Genomic DNA, 18,907 nt, shown 5'->3' with positions numbered 1-18,907 from the left:
GAATGTAGATGTTTGCGTTATTAATAATTAAGATATTAAGTTGAAATTAGTCAAATACCCTTAAGGCACGGACTCGCTTTTTATTTTGGGTAAAAGGATGTTTATGCGTTTATGTCTTAAGTTAATCAACGTTTTATTTTTCAGTTTATTCTTTGCATGGCAAGCGCATAGTGCTCAGTATGAATTTGGTACATTTGATACCAGCACATGTTCATCATTTATTTTACCTGAATCAGCAAACTCCTATGAGGATCAATCTGGTTGTGTTGTTAGATTAAAAAATGCATATGCGACTAAACCGCTTGTATTTTTAATGCCAACAATACCCAGCGATAATCCAGATAATGACGCCCCTCAGACCCTTGCTTTGTTAAATGTTACAAAAAAATCTTTTTCCGTAGCACAAATAGTTGCGCCACTGTCTAACTCCTATTCGTTATCACGTAATCAAATGCCAGTGATTTCTTATTTGGTTATTGAAGAGGGGGTTACAACATTTGAGGATGGACACAGAGTATTCGCAGGCAGTGTGAATACGAAAAGATATTCCGCAGATGGTAAAAGGTCTTCACCTGCCTATGAAAGAGTGGATCTCTCCTCGTACTCTTCATTGTTGAGTGAATCGCCGATTGTTCTCTCAGAAGTCCAAACGAAAAACAATGAACGCTGGTTAACGACCGCAACTAAAAATATTTCATCAATGGGATTTGACCTAGGTCTTGAAATTACGCGTGTAAATAAACGTGATATTGACGTTGAGGAACATGAGAAAATTGGTTATTTAGTCAGTGTTCCTAATATTGGTGAAACCAATGGTTATGACTATGAATTTTCATCAGGTGATATCGTTTCAAATTCGGGTAAACTGAAGCCATTACAGTACACATGTAATACTCCTATTAATCTTCGTCAAACTTATACCACTGTTCCAAATTTTATCGCCGGGAAGTTGCAGCGCCAAGGTGGACAAGGTGGCTGGGTTCGTCAGTGTAAGAAGTCCTTAACACAGGTGAGTTTTGTTGTTGATGAAGATATCCCACCATGGACGTATATAGGTCAACGCGCACATATAAAAGAAAAGGTGGGCTTTTTTGCTTTCGCTAAAAAGCCGCTGGCCAATAATATTTGTAAATATTTTCTAAGCCCAGCTCAAACATGGCAAGGTAATAGTGATCCGAGTTTACAAATTGGGAAAGATAGTCGACTAATAAATACGGTTGAAATCAAAAATAAAAGGTATGTCGGTTTTCGCCAAGAAAGTATAAATAATTACCTTGATAAAGGTTGTGATGATTCTCCATGTAATGAGAATCAAGATTTAATTGTAAAGAAAGAAAATAAGCCTCAACTTCCTAGTTTTAAAGAAAATAAAAGTAATAATGTATTTGACGCTGGAAAACAAATTGAACCAGAGATCCCATACAGTGAATATAAAAATTTGTCTGTTAGAGGCGGATCTATAACGTTAAACAAAGAGATGAAAATTGAAACATTGTCTTTAGATTCAAATAGTCAGCTAACATTAAAAACGGGCACCTACTGGATTGATAGTTTTATCGTAAATGGTTCTCGAATTGTTATTCCAGAAAATAATAAAGTAGTTATCTATACCAGAGGTTACTCTTTTAACCATACATCAGGAACTAATGGCGCTTTAATTAATGTAGATGGCAGTCCTGATAATTTGGTGATCTACGCCTATAATGAGCCACCAACTTCGACTTTGTTATTTAAAGATTTTAACGCAGTGTCTAACAGCTCTATTGTAAAGGCGCTTATCTATTCAGAGAAAAAAACTTACTTAAGTAACAATGCGATAGTATATGGTTCGGTAACGATTAATCAGATAGAACTAATTAATAAATCAAAAATTATTGGTGAAAGTGAGTGTTTTGACCCTAAACCTGATAATTATATTTTAGATATTGAGCCATCAACTGCATTTTCATTAACCTGCGATTATTTGCCTGTTACGTTTAGTGTTAAAAATGAAGACGGAACGCTAGCTGACACCTATTCTGGTTCAGTATCAGTAACCACCAATATTTCAACAGCTGGAAAAGCATCGTGGTTTCCAATCAATAGTGAAACGCCTTATAAAGATGTTTCAGAAGTCGCTGACGTTAATATTAAAAATGGTGTTGGTCAGTTGCGGCTTAAAAGTCATGATTATATCGGCAATATAGCGGTTAAAGGACAATTAAATAATGCCCCATCAACCAACACCGTTAATGGTCGTTATACGTTTGTACCGTTTAAATTTGATATTTCGCCAAGTCCAATAAAAGTCATTGCGGGTAAACCTAGGGAAAATATTAAAGTAAAAGTCCTTGCTTGCAAAAATGATCAAGTAACAATTGCAACAGGTTATCAAGGTGATAAACCGTTAGTTATGACGAGTACTTTCTTACAGCCAGCAAGCCAGGGTAATGGCGACTTACAAATAAAGGCTATGAATAGTGACTGGCAAACGTCTCAAGAAACATTTTCTTTTGATAAGGGGCTAGCGACCTTTGCGCTGAAATATCCCGATGCAGGTATTGTAGGGTTAAACCTTGCAGATCCTAATTGCTCGTTATCAACCGGCTGCGATATTTTTTCTACTGATGATGAATTACCAACAGAGTTTGGGAGTTGGAAACAATTAGAAGGCTCTGTTGAAGTGCATGCCCGCCCATGGACACTTGCCGTGTGTCCCAAAAATCAAGATGGTGAATATATAAAAGCAGACGGTACATCATCATCAGGTGAAGGCTTTGTGGCATCGGGTGAGAAATTTGATGTTGATGTAAAACCTATTGTCTGGCGCAATGCGGGATCTGAAACTGCAGATATTAATAGTCGGTATTCAAGTAGCATTGATTTGTGTGAAAGCACAATAACACCTAACTTTTCTAAAGCAGATGCTCCAGCTGCAAATGTTGAATTATCTATTCCATCAGATCATTCAATAACACCTGTGAATGGTGAGCCAGGTGAATTGCAAGGCATTAAAGTAAAAGAACATACTGAAGCTTTAACCTATACCGGTTTATCTTGGAGTGAAGTAGGGAGTGTTCGTTTACAAGCGAATATGGCTGCACAATATTTGGGTATGAATATTAATCAAGGCTATCGCAATATTGGCCGTTTTTACCCTAAATATTTAGAGCTTCAACCTAATCGCATTATATATCCAAACGGACATGATCAATTTGCTTATTTAAGCCAACCATTTAATGTTCAAGTCATGATAAAAGCGAAAAATGCGTTGGGTAATCAAGTGAATAACTACAGCAACTTTGATTTGGCGTATCAAGCTGATGTTGCACTGACTGCGTATGAGGATCCATCATTAACGAGCTTAAATCATCGTTTCTCATATCATCATATAACAGGCTTGACAGAGAAGAGCTTTAAGGGAAACTGGAATCGTGACGTTCAACAAACATGGCTATTAGCACGTAAGGCCATTGCAGCCATCAACCCAACAACAGAAGAAGATGGCCCTTGGTCTTTAAATAATAGCCGCTTTGGTGGGTATATAACAGAAAATCAAGATCCCATATCTATTCGAAGTAGTACATCGGTTAAAAACGATGTTATCGATACATATACCATCGCACAGTTCGAAGAAACGCCTAATTTACGTTATGGGCGAATGGTTCTAGATGATGCGATCAGCCCATTTGATCAACCTGTTAGTCTGCCATTAAAAATCGAATATTGGGATGGGAGTGAATTTCAAACCCATACTGATGATAGTGGCTCAACATACAACAGTAATTATTATTGTAAGAAGGCATTACATCCGGTTGATGGATCGAATACATCGATATTAACAACTAATGTAACGGGAAAGGTCAGCGTTGGTGAAAGCGATGAAATTGAAGCTCATCCACAACTATCACCGCCTGCTAATTATAAAAAACAACAAACCCGTTTTTGGTTACGTATTGCAACCAACACACCAAGTAATATTGGTTGTAGCCAAACCAACAAAAAGCACCAACCGTGGCTAACCTATAATTGGCGAGAATTAGGTGATGAAGATCCATCCGCGATTGTGACATTTGGTGTATATCGTGGGAGTGATCGCATCGTTTATCGAGGTGAAAAAGGGTTAAATTAGGCCTTAGCGCAAATAAATTGCAAATCTGTGGTAGGTTTGACAATCCTTACCTTGTTTCAGTGTCTAGCGCTTGGTACATTTAGTGCAATTTAACGAATTTTGAGCTTTCAGGATTAGCCGAAGACTATGTTTAAAAAACTTCGTGGCATGTTTTCTAATGACCTGTCTATTGACTTGGGTACTGCCAACACCCTTATTTATGTCAAAGGACAGGGCATCGTTCTAGATGAACCCTCTGTGGTTGCAATCCGTCAAGACCGTGCAGGCGCAACAAAAAGTGTTGCAGCGGTAGGTCATGACGCAAAATTAATGCTTGGTCGTACACCAGGTAATATTGCTGCTATCCGCCCAATGAAAGACGGTGTAATTGCTGATTTCTATGTGACTGAAAAAATGTTGCAGCATTTTATTAAGCAAGTACATGACAACAGTATTCTTCGCCCAAGCCCTCGTGTGTTAGTTGCGGTTCCTTGTGGCTCAACGCAAGTTGAACGTCGTGCAATCCGTGAATCAGCACAAGGTGCTGGTGCTCGTGAAGTTTACTTAATCGATGAGCCAATGGCGGCTGCTATCGGTGCTGGTATGCCAGTGTCTGAAGCAACGGGTTCTATGGTGATCGATATCGGTGGTGGTACAACAGAAGTTGCAGTGATCTCACTTAACGGTGTGGTTTACTCATCATCGGTTCGTATCGGTGGTGACCGTTTTGATGAAGCCGTTATCAATTACGTACGTCGTAACTACGGTAGTCTGATTGGTGAAGCAACCGCTGAGCGCATTAAGCATGAAATCGGTTCAGCGTACCCAGGTGATGAAGTGCGTGAAATTGAAGTGCGTGGTCGTAACCTTGCAGAAGGTGTACCGCGTAGCTTTACGTTAAATTCAAATGAAATCCTAGAAGCTTTACAAGAACCACTAACAGGTATTGTATCTGCAGTAATGGTTGCACTAGAACAGTGTCCACCAGAGCTTGCATCTGATATTTCAGAGCGTGGCATGGTACTGACGGGTGGTGGTGCACTACTTCGCGATTTAGACCGTCTACTTACAGAAGAAACAGGTATTCCTGTGGTTGTTGCTGAAGACCCACTAACATGTGTGGCTCGTGGTGGCGGTAAAGCGTTAGAAATGATTGATATGCACGGTGGCGATCTCTTCAGCGAAGAGTAATAATGCCTGCGTTAGTTTTCTATAAAACAGGTTATAGCGTTAGATGAAACCTATCTTTGGCAGAGGACCCTCTCTGCAATTACGCCTGTTTCTTGCCATATTACTATCGGCTAGCCTTATGCTAGCCGATAGTCGTCTTGATGCTTTTGCCAATGTTCGTTATTTTTTGAACTCAGCAATCGCTCCGCTTCAGTATGCGGCTAATTTACCGCGTGAATTACTTGATGGCCTTAATGGTCAAATGAGTTCTCATCAGCAATTATTAGTTGAGAATAAAGCGTTGAAGCGTGATTTGTTGGTGATGAAAAGTAATGTTTTATTGCTTGATCAATTACAGCAAGAAAATCAGCGTTTAAGAAATTTATTAGGTTCACCGTTTGTTCGTGGTGAGCGTAAAATGATCGCCGAAGTGATGGCGGTCGACTCTGATCCTTATAGTCATCAAGTGATGATTGATAAAGGGCGTGTTGATGGAGTATATGAAGGCCAGCCTGTTATTAATGATAAAGGTATTGTTGGGCAGATCTCCTATGTTGGCGCGCATAATAGTCGTGTTTTATTACTGATTGATCCGACGAATGCTATTCCAGTACAAGTTGTGCGTAACGACATTCGTGTTATTGCAACAGGAACTGGAAAGAGTAATGAGCTTCAACTTGAGCATGTCCCAAGCAGCACGGATATTCGTGTAGGTGATTTATTGGTGAGCTCTGGGCTCGGTGGTCGCTATCCTGAAGGATATCCGGTTGCACGTGTAACTGAGTTCTCTTTTGACAATAAACGCCCATTTGCACAAATTATCGCTAAACCAACCGTGCAATTTGACCGATTACGTTACTTATTATTAGTCTGGCCAACCGATAGAATGAAAGCGGCAGAAACGTCAGCCACAAAATCGATTGCGCCTTCAAGTGCGGTTTCAACCATTTCTCCTGCAGTTGCTGTACCAGCAAATGGTGTAAAACCAACAGCACCTATTGAGAACAAAAAGCCGAGCAGTGAGGTGAATAATGCCAACTAGCCAAGCACATGGCCGAATTTGGATTTGGTTGTCATTCGTTTTTGCGCTGGTGCTGCAAGCAGCTCCTTGGCCCGGAATGTTGGAACCGTTTCGACCTTCATGGGTTTTACTGGTTACTTGTTATTGGGTATTAGCCTTACCACATCGTGTTAACGTGGGAACTGCTTTAATTATCGGCTTATTGTGGGATTTGATTTTAGGATCTACGTTAGGTGTCCGCGGCTTAATGATGTCGGTGATTGCTTACATTGTTGCTTTAAATTTTAGAGTACTTCGTAACCTGTCATTAGGACAACAAGCGATTGTCTTCGCGCTGTTATCATTAGCCGGTAAGCTTATTGAATACTGGGCTGAATACTTAGTCTCAAATGTAACTTTTGAGCCACAACAATTATGGGCTGTCGTATTAAACTTTATATTATGGCCATGGTTGTTCTTATTATTACGGCGTATACGTCGTAAATTTTCGATTCGTTAATCGCAATAGCATAAAGGGGAAGCCAATTGGTCTTCCCCTTATTTATAATTAAATGTTTTTAAAGTATAAATGTAAGTTTGAGGTGTATCATGGCTGCTATTCAATTATATCTTGCTTCAGGTTCGCCTCGTCGAATGGAGTTATTAAATCAGTTAGGCTATCAGTTTGAACGTGTTGTGGTAGATGTCGAAGAATGCCACCAAGTAGGCGAAAGCCCTGAAAATTATGTTCAGCGTTTATCGCGCGATAAAGCCTTAGCTGGAGTAAAAGCAGCGCCGGCTGATTTACCTGTTTTAGGATCGGACACAATTGTTGTGGCTGATCAGCAAATATTAGAAAAACCTGTCGATTTTAATGATGCAGCGCGTATGCTGAAAATGCTGTCTGGTCGTCAACATCAAGTGATGACCGCAGTGACAGTCGCAACGAAAGAAAGGATTGAAACTAAGCTAGTGATCACGCAAGTGTGGTTTAAGCCTTTGTCAGATAACGAAATCAAAAAATATTGGCAAAGTGGAGAGCCACAAGATAAAGCGGGCAGTTATGGCATCCAAGGCTTAGGTGGCAAATTCGTTGAACGTATCGATGGCAGTTTTTATGCAGTGATGGGGTTACCGCTAGTGGAAACCGACATCCTGTTACAAGATTTTTTAAAGTTATAAATAGAGGCAACCATGAGCACTGAGCTGCTGATCAATGTGACGCCGAGTGAAACCCGTGTCGCAATGATTGAACATGGCGTATTGCAAGAGATCCACATTGAACGTGAATCGAAACGCGGTATCGTCGGAAATATTTACAAAGGGCGAGTAAGTCGCGTACTTCCTGGTATGCAGGCGGCATTTGTCGATATTGGGTTAGATAAAGCTGCATTTTTACATGCTTCAGATATTGTTCCCCACACGGAATGTGTGGCTGAAAATGAGAAAAAACAATTTCAGGTGCGCGACATTTCAGAGCTTGTGCGTCAAGGGCAAGACATTGTCGTACAGGTGGTGAAAGATCCTCTGGGAACTAAAGGTGCGCGGTTAACGACTGATATTACCTTACCGTCTCGTTACCTTGTTTTCATGCCGGGAGCAAGCCATGTTGGTGTATCTCAGCGGATTGAAAGTGAGAAAGAGCGTGATCGTTTGAAAAAAGCGGTTTTACAGCATTGTGATGATTTAGGCGGCTTTATTATTCGAACGGCTGCAGAAGGGGCGAATACTGATGAAGTCGCTCAAGATGCTGCTTTTTTAAAGCACTTGTGGCGTAAAGTATTAGAGCGTCGTGCTAAGTATAAGCCACGTTCGATGTTGTATGGTGAGCTAGGACTTGCACAACGTATCTTACGTGATTTTGTTGGTACTGAAATTGATAATATCAAAGTCGACTCACGCCAAGCATTTGATAAATTAAAAGAGTTTACAGATGAGTTCGTACCTGAAGTGACAGATAATATTGAATATTATTCAGGTCAGCAGCCTATCTTTGATCTCTATGATACCGAGTCTGAAATTCAGCGCTCCTTAGATCGTAAAGTTGAAATGAAGTCTGGCGGGTATTTGATCATCGATCAAACAGAAGCGATGACCACGGTTGATATTAATACCGGTGCGTTTGTTGGGCGAAGAAATCTCGATGAGACTATTTTTAATACCAATATTGAAGCAACGAAAGCTATCGCACGCCAATTACGGTTACGTAATTTAGGCGGCATTATCATTATTGATTTTATCGATATGATTTCAGAGGAACACCAACAACGCGTTTTACAAGCGCTTGAGCAAGCACTTTCTTATGATCGAGTGAAAACCAATATTAATGGCTTTACGCAATTAGGCTTGGTTGAAATGACGCGTAAACGTACCCGTGAAAGTATTGAACATGTGTTGTGTGGCACGTGTCCATCTTGTGATGGTCGTGGTACGGTGAAAACAGTTGAAAGTGTTTGCTATGAGGTATTGCGAGAAATAACCCGAGTCAATCGTGCTTACGATGCTGATCGATTTATCGTGTATGTTTCATCCGCGGTGGGTGAGGCCCTTATGGGGGATGAATCGCATGCATTAGCTGAGCTTGAGGTCTTTATTGGTAAACAAGTAAAAATAAAGCCTGAGCCGCTGTATAACCAAGAGCAGTTCGATGTGGTAATGATGTAATGATACCAATGGGGAAGAGTCAGTGAACCGTATGGTGGCAAAAACCTTACGTGGTGTATTGTGGTTAGTGGTTATTGTTGCAGTAACATTGGCTATTTTGATCAGTACTCTCCGCTTTTCTCTTCCTCACCTTGACCATTATCGTCAGCCAATAGCGCAGTGGCTTTCTCAGCAAACACATACCCAAATATCGGTAGAAAATATTGATGGGCGCTGGCTACAATCGGGGCCCGAAATAAAATTTAACCAATTATCGGTGGCTGAAAATAATCATTCAGCACCATTAGTGAAGGTTGGGCAAGCCGAGATCTATTTAGATTTCTGGCAGTCAGTGCTGACATTTAGACCCGTCTTTAAACATGTCCAAATTGAGCAATTCGATTTAGATATTACACAACTTCCACGTCGTGCTTCGAAACCCTCTTCTGATATTTCTTTTGTTAAACGGTTAGAGCAATTTTTTTTCACGCGTATTGATAATGTGACATTAAAAAACGCGACGGTTACCGTTCCTTCTCCTTCAGGTAAAGCATTACATCTAGCGGTTACACAACTTAACTGGCGCAATGAGGGAGGGCATCATTTTGCTCAAGGTTCCGTTGGATTGATTAATAGTCCATTAGGCCAAGTTGAAGTAAAAGCAGACATTACCGAACAAGGTGGTTTGTCTAGTGTGAATGGAACGCTATATCTCAAAGGAAAAAACATTTCGGTCACACCATGGTTAAATAAAAAATTTACCGGTGTCGCTGATATTTCAGACAGTAAATTGAGTATGCAAGCGTGGTTATCGTTAGATCAAGGCACGATAAGTTCAGCGATGATCCAACTTGCCAAAAGTCATATTGATTGGACGACCCAACATAAATCACACCAAATTGTTATTAACGGTGGCGTTGTTGCGCTAAAGCCCACCTTCGATAAACAGCAACGCGTATGGCGGATTGATACCGAGCAATTTGATATAGCTACCGATAAGATATCGTGGCCTAAATTTGATATCGCAGCGCAATTTTCACTTAATAAGCAATGGCAGCCTGTAAATTGGAAAGCGGCACTGACCAATATCAAATTAGATCGATTACTACCATTGCGATCTTTTTTACCCAAGTCTAACAGCATTACGGAAGCGATCACTGCGTTACAACCGACAGGGCTGGTGACAAAAATTCGGGTTGCTGGCGAGCAAGATAAGCCGATCCATTTTTCATTAAATCTTGATGATTTAGCATTTAAACAGTGGCAGTTACTACCTGGTATTAATAAGCTAAATGCGCATATTGCTGGTGATACAACACAAGGTGCAGTGAAAATTCGAGTCGATGATGATGCTCTGCCTTATGGTAAGGTTTTTCCGAAACCATTAAACATCAATGACGCGACGATTGATGCATATTGGAAACATGATAATCAAGGCACCAGTTTATGGAGTGATAAACTGAGTGTGGCCACCCCAGATCTCAATGCAAAAGGGCAATTTAGACTCGATTTTTATCAAAAATCGCCTGCATGGTTGGCTTTTTATGGTGAAGCGTCGGTTAAAGATGCTGGGCAAACATGGCGTTATTTACCTCGACCAGCGCTTGGTAATAAATTAACCCATTATCTAGCTACCGCGATAAAAGGCGGTACGGTGAAAGACGCTGAACTGCTCTGGTTTGGTCCTTTAAACACATTTCCTTATCCTAATCATGATGGTGTCTTTGAAGTTAAAGTCCCACTGAAAAAAGCAAAATTTCAGTTTGATCCTGATTGGCCATTATTAACAGATCTCAATCTTAATTTAGGCTTTAAAAATGATCGTATGACGATTGATGCCAGTCATGTAAAAACGTTATCAGCCGTTGGCTCTAATGTGGTTGGTGGGGCAAAATTAGCCCCTGATGGGCATTTGAAACTAGCATTTGATCTTGCCGCGAGTGGCAAAGATGTTACAGAGTACATGCTGAAAACGCCATTAGCCGATTCTGTAGGGAGCGCATTACAAACAGTGAGGGTGAATGGGCCTGTTACAGCTAAATTAACCCTTGATATACCTTTTGACGGCAGTGATGTGGATGCGAAAGGTCAGGTGTTTTTTAAAAATAATCGTATCGATTTACGAACACCAGCTCTGACTGTTGATAATACTTACGGTAGTTTAACCTTTGATAATGCCAAAATTAGGGCTGAAGACTTAAGCGGTAAATTATTTGATCAACCGATTAGGCTTGGATTTACGGGTAATAATGTTGCAAACAATCATTATCGAGTAAATGTTGATGTGGCTGGTGATTGGCAAGTCGCTCGATTGCAGCCTTATATTCCTAAACAGTTATTGCATTATCTTTCAGGAACCAGTGATTGGAAAACAAATGTCCAGGTAGATTTAGAAGGTGATTATTTTACTTACAAAGTAAAAAGTCTATTACCTCTTACCCACATTAAGAGTGATTTACCCTATCCGTTATCTTATCAACCTAAGCTCAATCAATCGCAGTTTATGACGGTGAATGTTGATGGCAATGCACAAAGCTTTAATGGGCAACTTCAGATGCCTGATGCGGCTTATCAAGCACGTGTGAACCTTATTGATGGAAAACCACAATTAGCAGCCAGTGATTTGATGATTGGTAAAAAAGAGATTCAGTCATCATTAGGTATTGGACATGTGGTGAATATCGATACGAAGGTATTCAATGTTGATTCGTGGATCGCTTTTGCGAATAAGTGGCAACAATCAAACACCAATAAAAGCCATGGTAATGAGGGGATTGTATGGCCGATTCCAAGCAAGATAGAGGCAAAAGTTAAGCAGTTAACCTTGGGCGGGTTAGTGTGGAATGATGTTAATTTGCATGTCAAACATGGTCATCAGTGGTCCGCGAAATTAGAGAGCCGACAAGCTGAAGGCTATATTACTTGGGATCAGAAAAATACGGTGAATGCGATCTTTAAATCCCTTCATCTTAACTTTCCACAATTAGATAAAAAGTCAGTTACTCAGCAGCAAGCTGATATTACTAAAAAAGCGCCTCCTCTATTATCTCCGATAGTCACAGCGCTAGATCGTAAGGTAATGGCTGCGATCCCTGCTATTAAACTTACGATATCGGATGCATGGCTACAGGGCTATCGATTAGGGCAAGTCAATGCTGTACTTGAGAAGTCCTCAAATCAATTAACGTTGAAAACGTTCAATATTAATGCTGGTAATATCAAATTAGATGCTAATGGACGTTGGTATTTTAAAGATAACCTTAATCATTCGGCGTTAAGTTTCATGGTGAAAGGTGACAATAGCTCCGATTTATTAGGTCGCTTTGGTATTGAAGGTGGCGTGCAAGGTGCATCGTTTGATACGAGTATTTCAGCCGCATGGCAAGGATCACCTTGGGCGATGGATCGCCGAACATTAAATGGCAAGGTGAAAACAGATATTGGCAAAGGGCTAGTCAGTGGCGCATTTGGCGCAGGACGATTGCTTGGCCTATTTAGTTTAGATTCTATTATTCGAAAAATGCAGCTCGATTTCTCGGGGGTATTTGATAATGGCTTAGCGTTTAACTATATCAAAGGAACAGGAACAATTAAGCAAGGCACCTTTTATAGTAACGATATCAAGATGCAAGCATTAGCCGGTGATATGTACATTAAAGGTAAGGTTGATCTGGTGAATGAAAAGGTCGATGCAAATGTGAAGTTTATTCCTGACTTTACCTCGGGCTTACCTGTTTTAACCGCTTTTGCTGTTGCGCCACAAACAGCGTTATATGTGTTAGCTATTTCAACGGTGTTATCACCCGTGTTAGATGTGATCACTCAGGTTAATTATCAAGTAACGGGTTCGATTGAAGCTCCGAACGTTGTAGAGCGCTCACGCTTATCTGGTGAGTATACTGTGCCTGATGAGTAAGCTAAATGAATGGGTTGCGTTAATTTTTATCAGTGGTACAACAAAGAGATAGTAATAAATACGTTATATGTTGAGTATAACAAGTGTATAGGCCCAGGGAGAAGGTCATGGCGAAGATTGGTTTAGTACAAATGAATTCGGGAGCAGATCCTGAACATAATCTCACTAAATTAAAAAAGAAAGTGAAAGGGCTTCAGCTACAAGGGGCTAAATTGGTTGTTACTCCTGAAAATACCTTAGTTTTTGGTAGTAAAGCAGATTACCAGAAATGGGCTGAACCTCTCAATGACGGCCCATTTCAAAAAGAATTATCAGCATTAACTGAAAAGTTAGGCATTTGGCTTTTACTGGGCTCAATGCCTATCTTACAACCCGATGGTTCAATCACATCAACCAGCTTGTTATATAACGATAAAGGCCAACTCCAAGAACATTATAATAAGCTGCATATGTTCGATGTCGATGTTGCCGATAAACACCGTAGCTATCGAGAGTCTGATACTTTTAAAGCGGGTGATGAGCTTAAAGTCGTAAAAACACCGTATGGCAATATCGGGATGTCGATTTGCTATGATGTAAGATTTCCATTGCAATATAGTGCATTACGCGCACAAGGTGCTGATATTATTGTTGTGCCCGCAGCGTTTACTAAGTTAACAGGTAAAGCGCATTGGGAAGTATTATTACGAGCTCGTGCTATTGAAACTCAGTGTTGGGTGATTGCCGCTGCACAATGGGGCGAGCATAATGAAGGGCGAGAAACATGGGGCCACTCAATGATTATTGATCCTTGGGGGCAAATTGTTGCCTGTCAGCAGCAAGGCACCGGTGTTCTGACTGCCAATATTGATTTACAATTATCTGAGAAGATCCGCGCCAACATGCCTGTTGCTGAACATACTAAATTTTATGTTCAACCGCGCTAAATAATTTAAGAGCAAATTAATGACCCTTAACACCGTAGAAAATACCATGCTAGACCAATCAGGTCTTGGCCGTGATGAACTGCATAATATCCTTGGGCTAATTGCAGCAAGAGATGTGGATTATGCCGATATTTATTTCCAATCTTGCTGGCATGAGTCGTTAGTACTGGAAGACAGTATTATTAAAGATGGTTCGTTTAATATCGATCGTGGTGTAGGTGTACGTGCGGTTGCTGGCGAGAAAACAGGTTTTGCATATTCTGATCAAATAAACCTATTGGCACTAACGCAAAGTGCCAAAGCGGCACGTGGTATTGTGCGCCAAGGGGGAAGTGGCAAAGTACAAACTTTCAGCCCACTAACACCATCAGGTATTTATGCCCCTATTAATCCATTAGGTAGTCTTGATAAATTCCAAAAAATTGCATTACTGGAAGAAATTGATCGTTATATTCGTACTAAAGAGCCATTAGTCACGGAAGTGTCGGTTAGCATCAATGGTGTCTATGAAGAGGTGTTAGTTGCCGCGCTTGATGGCACTTATGCGGCAGATATTCGCCCGCTTGTTCGTTTATCTATTAGTGTTCTGGTTGAAAAAGGCGATAAACGTGAGCGTGGTAGTGCGGGTGGCGGTGGTCGTTACGGTTATGAAATGTTCTTAACTGAAACCGATGGTAAAAGCCAAGCATTGTATTTTGCTGATGAAGCTATCCGCCAAGCATTGATTAACCTAGAAGCAGACGCTGCCCCTGCAGGTACCATGCCGGTGGTTTTAGGAGCGGGTTGGCCTGGCGTGTTGTTACACGAAGCTGTCGGCCATGGCCTTGAAGGCGACTTTAACCGTAAAGGTTCATCGATGTTCTCTGGTCAGTTAGGTGAGCAAGTCACATCACCGTTATGTACCATTGTCGATGACGGTACACTGGTTGATCGTCGTGGCTCTATTAACATTGATGATGAAGGCACACCTTCACAATACAATGTGCTGGTGGAAGGCGGTAAGCTAAAAGGCTACATGCAAGATAAGCTTAACGCACGTCTAATGGGCGTAGCGCCTACTGGTAATGGTCGTCGTGAGTCATATGCGCATTTACCTATGCCTCGCATGACAAACACTTACATGCTGCCTGGTGAACATACACCAGAAGAAATTATTTCCAGCGTGAAGAAAGGCATCTACGCCCCTAACTTCGGTGGTGGTCAGGTCGATATCACATCGGGGAAATTTGTATTCTCTGCATCAGAAGCTTACTTAATTGAAAACGGTAAGATCACTCGTCCAATTAAAGGCGCAACTTTAATTGGTAGCGGTATTGAAGCGATGCAGCAAGTTTCTATGGTTGGTAATGACTTAGATATCGACCGTGGTGTGGGTGTGTGTGGTAAAGCGGGACAAAGTGTACCTGTGGGTGTTGGTCAGCCAACCCTGAAAATTGATTCAATGACAGTAGGCGGCACTGAGTAAATCTTCTCGCACGTCTATTTGATAAAGAAAAAGCCAGCATGAATAATTCCTGCTGGCTTTTTTTATTTTTACTTTATCACAACGAAAAGAGGTGAGTGATCACTTATCTTCTAGGTATAAAGATTTAAGGTATTGGAAAATTTCACGGTAAGCCTTACCTGGCTTCTCTTGTGATTTTTCTTTTGTTGCTTGGCGAACAAGTTGGCGTAAATGTTGGCGATCAGCATCTGGGTGATCGACTAAGATAGCATTGATCATGCTATCGCCATTTTCGATTAACTTATCCCGTTTTAGCTCAAGCTTTTTCAGCGCAACAGTATGCTGAGAGTGCTTATTACGTAATTTATCGAGTGCCGCTTGGATTGGTTCAATGTCGATAAAGCGCATTTGCTTACCGATATATTGAAGTTGACGACGACGTGCTTCTTTATTAAAGCGCTGAGCGTCTTTAATTGCATCCATCATTTCGTCATCAAGAGGCATCTTAGCGAGTGCATTAGGTGTTAATTCAACTAACTCTTCACCAATTTTTTGTAGCGCATCCATGTCGCGTTTCATCTCGGATTTACTTACCCAGATGATTTCTTCTTCTTCATCCCAAGGGGCTTTCTTGTTTTTACGGCTCATAATGGGCTCACTAACACTATCAATAGCTCTATTTTATCAGTTTAATAACGATTTTGGGCGTAAATTACATTATTCTATAACCAATAAGCAAAACTCTAACCTTAAGTGATTGTATGGACGTAAGAGAACAGGTAGCCCAGCAGCGTGTTGAACTGGAAGCTGCGGTTGCGAAAGCACTGGAAGTCGCCGGTAAACAAGCGGATGCCGCCGAAGTAGCCATTAACAAAACAACAGGGATCAGTGTCTCTACACGTATGTGTGATGTTGAGAATGTTGAATTTAATAGTGATGGCGCATTAGGGATCACTGTTTATCGCGGAAATCGCAAAGGCAGCGCATCAACTTCTGATTTAAGTGAATCAGCAATTGCTCAGACAGTAGCAGCCGCACTGGATATTGCTAATTACACTTCAGAAGATCCTTTTGCAGGGCCTGGACCGAAAGAGTTAATGGCACGTGATATTCCTGATTTGGATTTATTCCATCCAGATGAGCCAGAGCCCGATCGCGCAGCCGCGATTGCTATTGCTGCAGAAGAAGCCGCATTAGCTTATGATCCTCGAATTAAACAAAGTGATGGCGCAAGCTATGATAGCCATTACGGTGTCCGTGTTTATGGAAACAGCCATGGCATGTTGGCAAGTTATGCCTCAAGTCGTCACAGCATCAGTTGTTGTGTGATAGCGGAAGGTAAAAATGGTGAGATGGAGCGAGATTACAGCTACACCACTTCACGTTTAGCCTCTGAGATGTGGACACCAGAGCGTGTGGGTCGCCATGCAGCTGAGCGTACAGTGGGGCGTGTTGATGCGCAGAAACTGACAACCCGTGAAGCACCTGTGATGTTTGCAGCGGATATTGCCACAGGCTTGTTTGGTCACTTAGTGATGGGGATCAGTGGTGCTAATCTGTACCGTAAATCTTCTTTTTTAGTTGATAAGTTAGGTGAACAAATTTTTCCAGAGTGGTTAGGTATTAGCGAGCGTCCACATATTTTACGTGGTATGGCGAGTACCCCATTTGATAGTGAAGGTTTAGCCACTTATGATCGTGAAATCATTACTGACGGTGTGTTGCAAACTTACTTACTGACCAGCTACGCTGCTCGTAAAATGAATATGCAGCCAACAGGTCATGCGGGTGGTATTCATAACTGGATGGTGAAATCGACCGGTGAGTCTTTTGAGCAAATGCTGAAGAAGATGGATCGAGGTTTATTGGTCACAGAGCTAATGGGTCAAGGCGTGAATATCGTAACGGGTGATTACTCGCGTGGTGCAGCGGGTTTCTGGGTTGAGAATGGTCAAATTCAATATCCAGTGTCTGAAATTACGATTGCCGGTAATTTAAAAGATATGATGCAGAATATCGTTGCTATTGGTAATGATACTGAAACTCGCAGTCAGATCTTAACTGGCTCGATGTTATTAGATTCAATGAAGATTGCTGGTGAGTAATTTTTGCTAAATTGATTAAAACGAAAAGCCCGAATCAACATGATTCGGGCTTTTTTTATTTATTCATATTACAGGAAAGGGCTGTTTTTAGGGGGTAATGAAGATAGTCGCAAGACCAAGGAATACCATTAAACCGACAATATCAGTACACGTCGTTAATGCCATACCGCCAGCTAATGCTGGATCGATCTTGAGTTTTTTCAATCCAATCGGGATCAAAACACCAGCGACACCGGCGACAAATAAGTTCGCGAGCATTGCACCGGCCATAATAGCACCTAGCATTAAACTGCCTTTCCAAACAACGACAACCGCACCGATAATTAACGCCCATATAAAGCCATTAATTAAACCAACACGGGCCTCTTTACTTAGTAGCCAGCGGGTGTTGGTATCACCGATGTGACCGACAGCTAAACCACGAATAACCAGAGCAACGGTTTGGTTACCGGCAACGCCACCCATTGAGGGAACGATAGTCATCAATACAGCAACAGTAGCCATCTGTTGTAAAGTGTTTTCAAACATGTTGGAAACAGAGGCTGCAGCGAGTGCTGTTAATACGTTAACACCTAACCAAATACTACGACTTTTGGCTGATTTTAAAACTGGCGCAAAGGTATCTTCGTCATCGTCCATACCCGCCATACTCATCATTGAGTGTTCGGCTTCTTCACGAATGAGATCGACCACGTCATCGATAGTAATACGACCAAGTAATAGATTATTTTGATCGACAACAGGTGCTGAAACCCAGTTACGACGTTCAAACAAATTGGCGATTTCACTGTCAGGCATATCGACAGGAATAGCTTCATCTGCATCTTCCATCACATCTTTGATTTCAATATCAGGCTGTGTCGTAATTAGTGCAGCAAGAGATAAATGGCCTATTAAGGTTTCGTTGCTATCAACGACATATAAAGCATCTGTCGCTTCAGGTAACTCGCCTCGCATACGCAAATAACGTAAGACAACATCAGCGGTAACATCACCACGAATGGTGATGAAGTCGGTGCTCATCATACCGCCAGCAGTATCTTCAGGGTACGCGAGCGCTTTCTCGATACGATGACGGTCAGTGCTATCCATTTGCGCCAGTACTTCTTGATAACGTTCATCAGGAAGACTACGCAGTACATAAGCGACATCATCGCTTTCCATCCCCTCGGTCACAGCAGCCAGTTTCTCTGGCTCCATTTGCGAGACGATACCATCTTTTACATCTTCAGATAGTTCATCAAGGATTTCACCTTGCTCTTCAGGATCGGTCAGTTGCCATAGTACTTGACGTTCTTTCGGAGGAGAGGCTTCCAACAGATGTGCAATATCTTCCGGCTCCATTTCTTGAAGGAGTCGGCGAACATGGACAAACATGCCATTTTCTAATGCAGTATTAACTTCTTGGAGTCGTTGATGGGTTTGATCTTGTTCTAATACATCCGCCATAGGTATTAGGCCCACTTATATTTTGATGGCGCAATAAGTTGAATTTTAACGTAATCACCTAGCTTTTGTCTCACATGTTTTACGTATAATGAGCAGATTTATCCTTCTCACATATATCACATACACAATTACTCGGTTATTTAACGGAAAGTTATCACCAGTTG

At 41.4% G+C, this 18,907-nt stretch carries 12 protein-coding genes; 10 read left to right on the top strand and 2 right to left on the bottom strand.

Annotated elements, in window-relative coordinates; all coding sequences use genetic code 11:
* The first annotated feature begins 103 nt into the window (after positions 1-103).
* The 9 genes from C9J41_RS21800 to tldD all read left to right on the top strand — a co-directional run bounded on the left by C9J41_RS21800 (position 104) and on the right by tldD (position 15,210).
* Complete coding sequence (locus tag C9J41_RS21800) at positions 104-4,111, top strand: DUF6701 domain-containing protein (protein WP_158259676.1); 4,008 nt, start codon at positions 104-106, stop codon at positions 4,109-4,111.
* A 126-nt stretch (positions 4,112-4,237) separates the two neighbouring features.
* Positions 4,238-5,281, top strand: a complete 1,044-nt coding sequence (locus tag C9J41_RS09725; protein WP_005371106.1) for a rod shape-determining protein — start codon at positions 4,238-4,240, stop codon at positions 5,279-5,281.
* A 43-nt stretch (positions 5,282-5,324) separates the two neighbouring features.
* Entirely contained in the window at positions 5,325-6,302 is a 978-nt protein-coding gene (gene mreC / locus C9J41_RS09720) for a rod shape-determining protein MreC (protein WP_107206519.1), read from the top strand.
* Complete coding sequence (mreD, locus tag C9J41_RS09715; protein ID WP_107206520.1) at positions 6,292-6,780, top strand: rod shape-determining protein MreD; 489 nt, start codon at positions 6,292-6,294, stop codon at positions 6,778-6,780. Before mreC ends, mreD begins: the two co-directional genes overlap by 11 nt.
* A gap of 89 nt (positions 6,781-6,869) precedes the next feature.
* A complete protein-coding gene (locus C9J41_RS09710) occupies positions 6,870-7,442 on the top strand; it encodes a nucleoside triphosphate pyrophosphatase (protein WP_107294498.1) in 573 nt (190 codons plus the stop codon).
* Positions 7,443-7,454: 12 nt separating this feature from the next.
* Positions 7,455-8,924, top strand: a complete 1,470-nt coding sequence (gene rng, locus C9J41_RS09705) for a ribonuclease G (protein WP_005371112.1) — start codon at positions 7,455-7,457, stop codon at positions 8,922-8,924.
* 31 nt (positions 8,925-8,955) lie between these two features.
* Positions 8,956-12,819, top strand: a complete 3,864-nt coding sequence (locus C9J41_RS09700) for a YhdP family protein (RefSeq protein WP_233220407.1) — start codon at positions 8,956-8,958, stop codon at positions 12,817-12,819.
* A 107-nt stretch (positions 12,820-12,926) separates the two neighbouring features.
* Positions 12,927-13,745 (top strand): carbon-nitrogen hydrolase family protein, encoded by an 819-nt coding sequence (locus tag C9J41_RS09695; RefSeq protein ID WP_107206523.1) that lies wholly within the window; start codon positions 12,927-12,929, stop codon positions 13,743-13,745.
* Between the two features lie 19 nt (positions 13,746-13,764).
* The gene (tldD, locus tag C9J41_RS09690) at positions 13,765-15,210 is read left to right on the top strand and encodes a metalloprotease TldD (RefSeq protein ID WP_107294496.1); all 1,446 of its coding nucleotides are present in this window, start codon (positions 13,765-13,767) and stop codon (positions 15,208-15,210) included.
* A 99-nt stretch (positions 15,211-15,309) separates the two neighbouring features.
* Here tldD and yjgA read toward each other — a convergent pair whose 3' ends face one another.
* Positions 15,310-15,837 carry a ribosome biogenesis factor YjgA gene (yjgA, locus tag C9J41_RS09685; RefSeq protein WP_107246317.1) on the bottom strand — a complete coding sequence of 176 codons (528 nt, stop codon included), beginning with the start codon at positions 15,835-15,837 and terminating at the stop codon, positions 15,310-15,312.
* 113 nt (positions 15,838-15,950) lie between these two features.
* Between yjgA and pmbA the strand changes: the two genes are divergently transcribed.
* Entirely contained in the window at positions 15,951-17,294 is a 1,344-nt protein-coding gene (pmbA, locus tag C9J41_RS09680; RefSeq protein WP_105061026.1) for a metalloprotease PmbA, read from the top strand.
* Positions 17,295-17,381: 87 nt separating this feature from the next.
* Here the strand turns inward: pmbA and mgtE are convergent, their stop codons facing one another.
* On the bottom strand, positions 17,382-18,743 hold the full coding sequence (mgtE, locus tag C9J41_RS09675; RefSeq protein WP_107287268.1) for a magnesium transporter: 1,362 nt from the start codon (positions 18,741-18,743) through the stop codon (positions 17,382-17,384).
* Between the last annotated feature and the right edge of the window lie 164 nt (positions 18,744-18,907).

This window comes from Photobacterium sp. GB-50 (assembly GCF_003026755.1).
Lineage (GTDB): Bacteria > Pseudomonadota > Gammaproteobacteria > Enterobacterales > Vibrionaceae > Photobacterium.
This window is presented reverse-complemented; position numbering and strand designations above follow the sequence as displayed.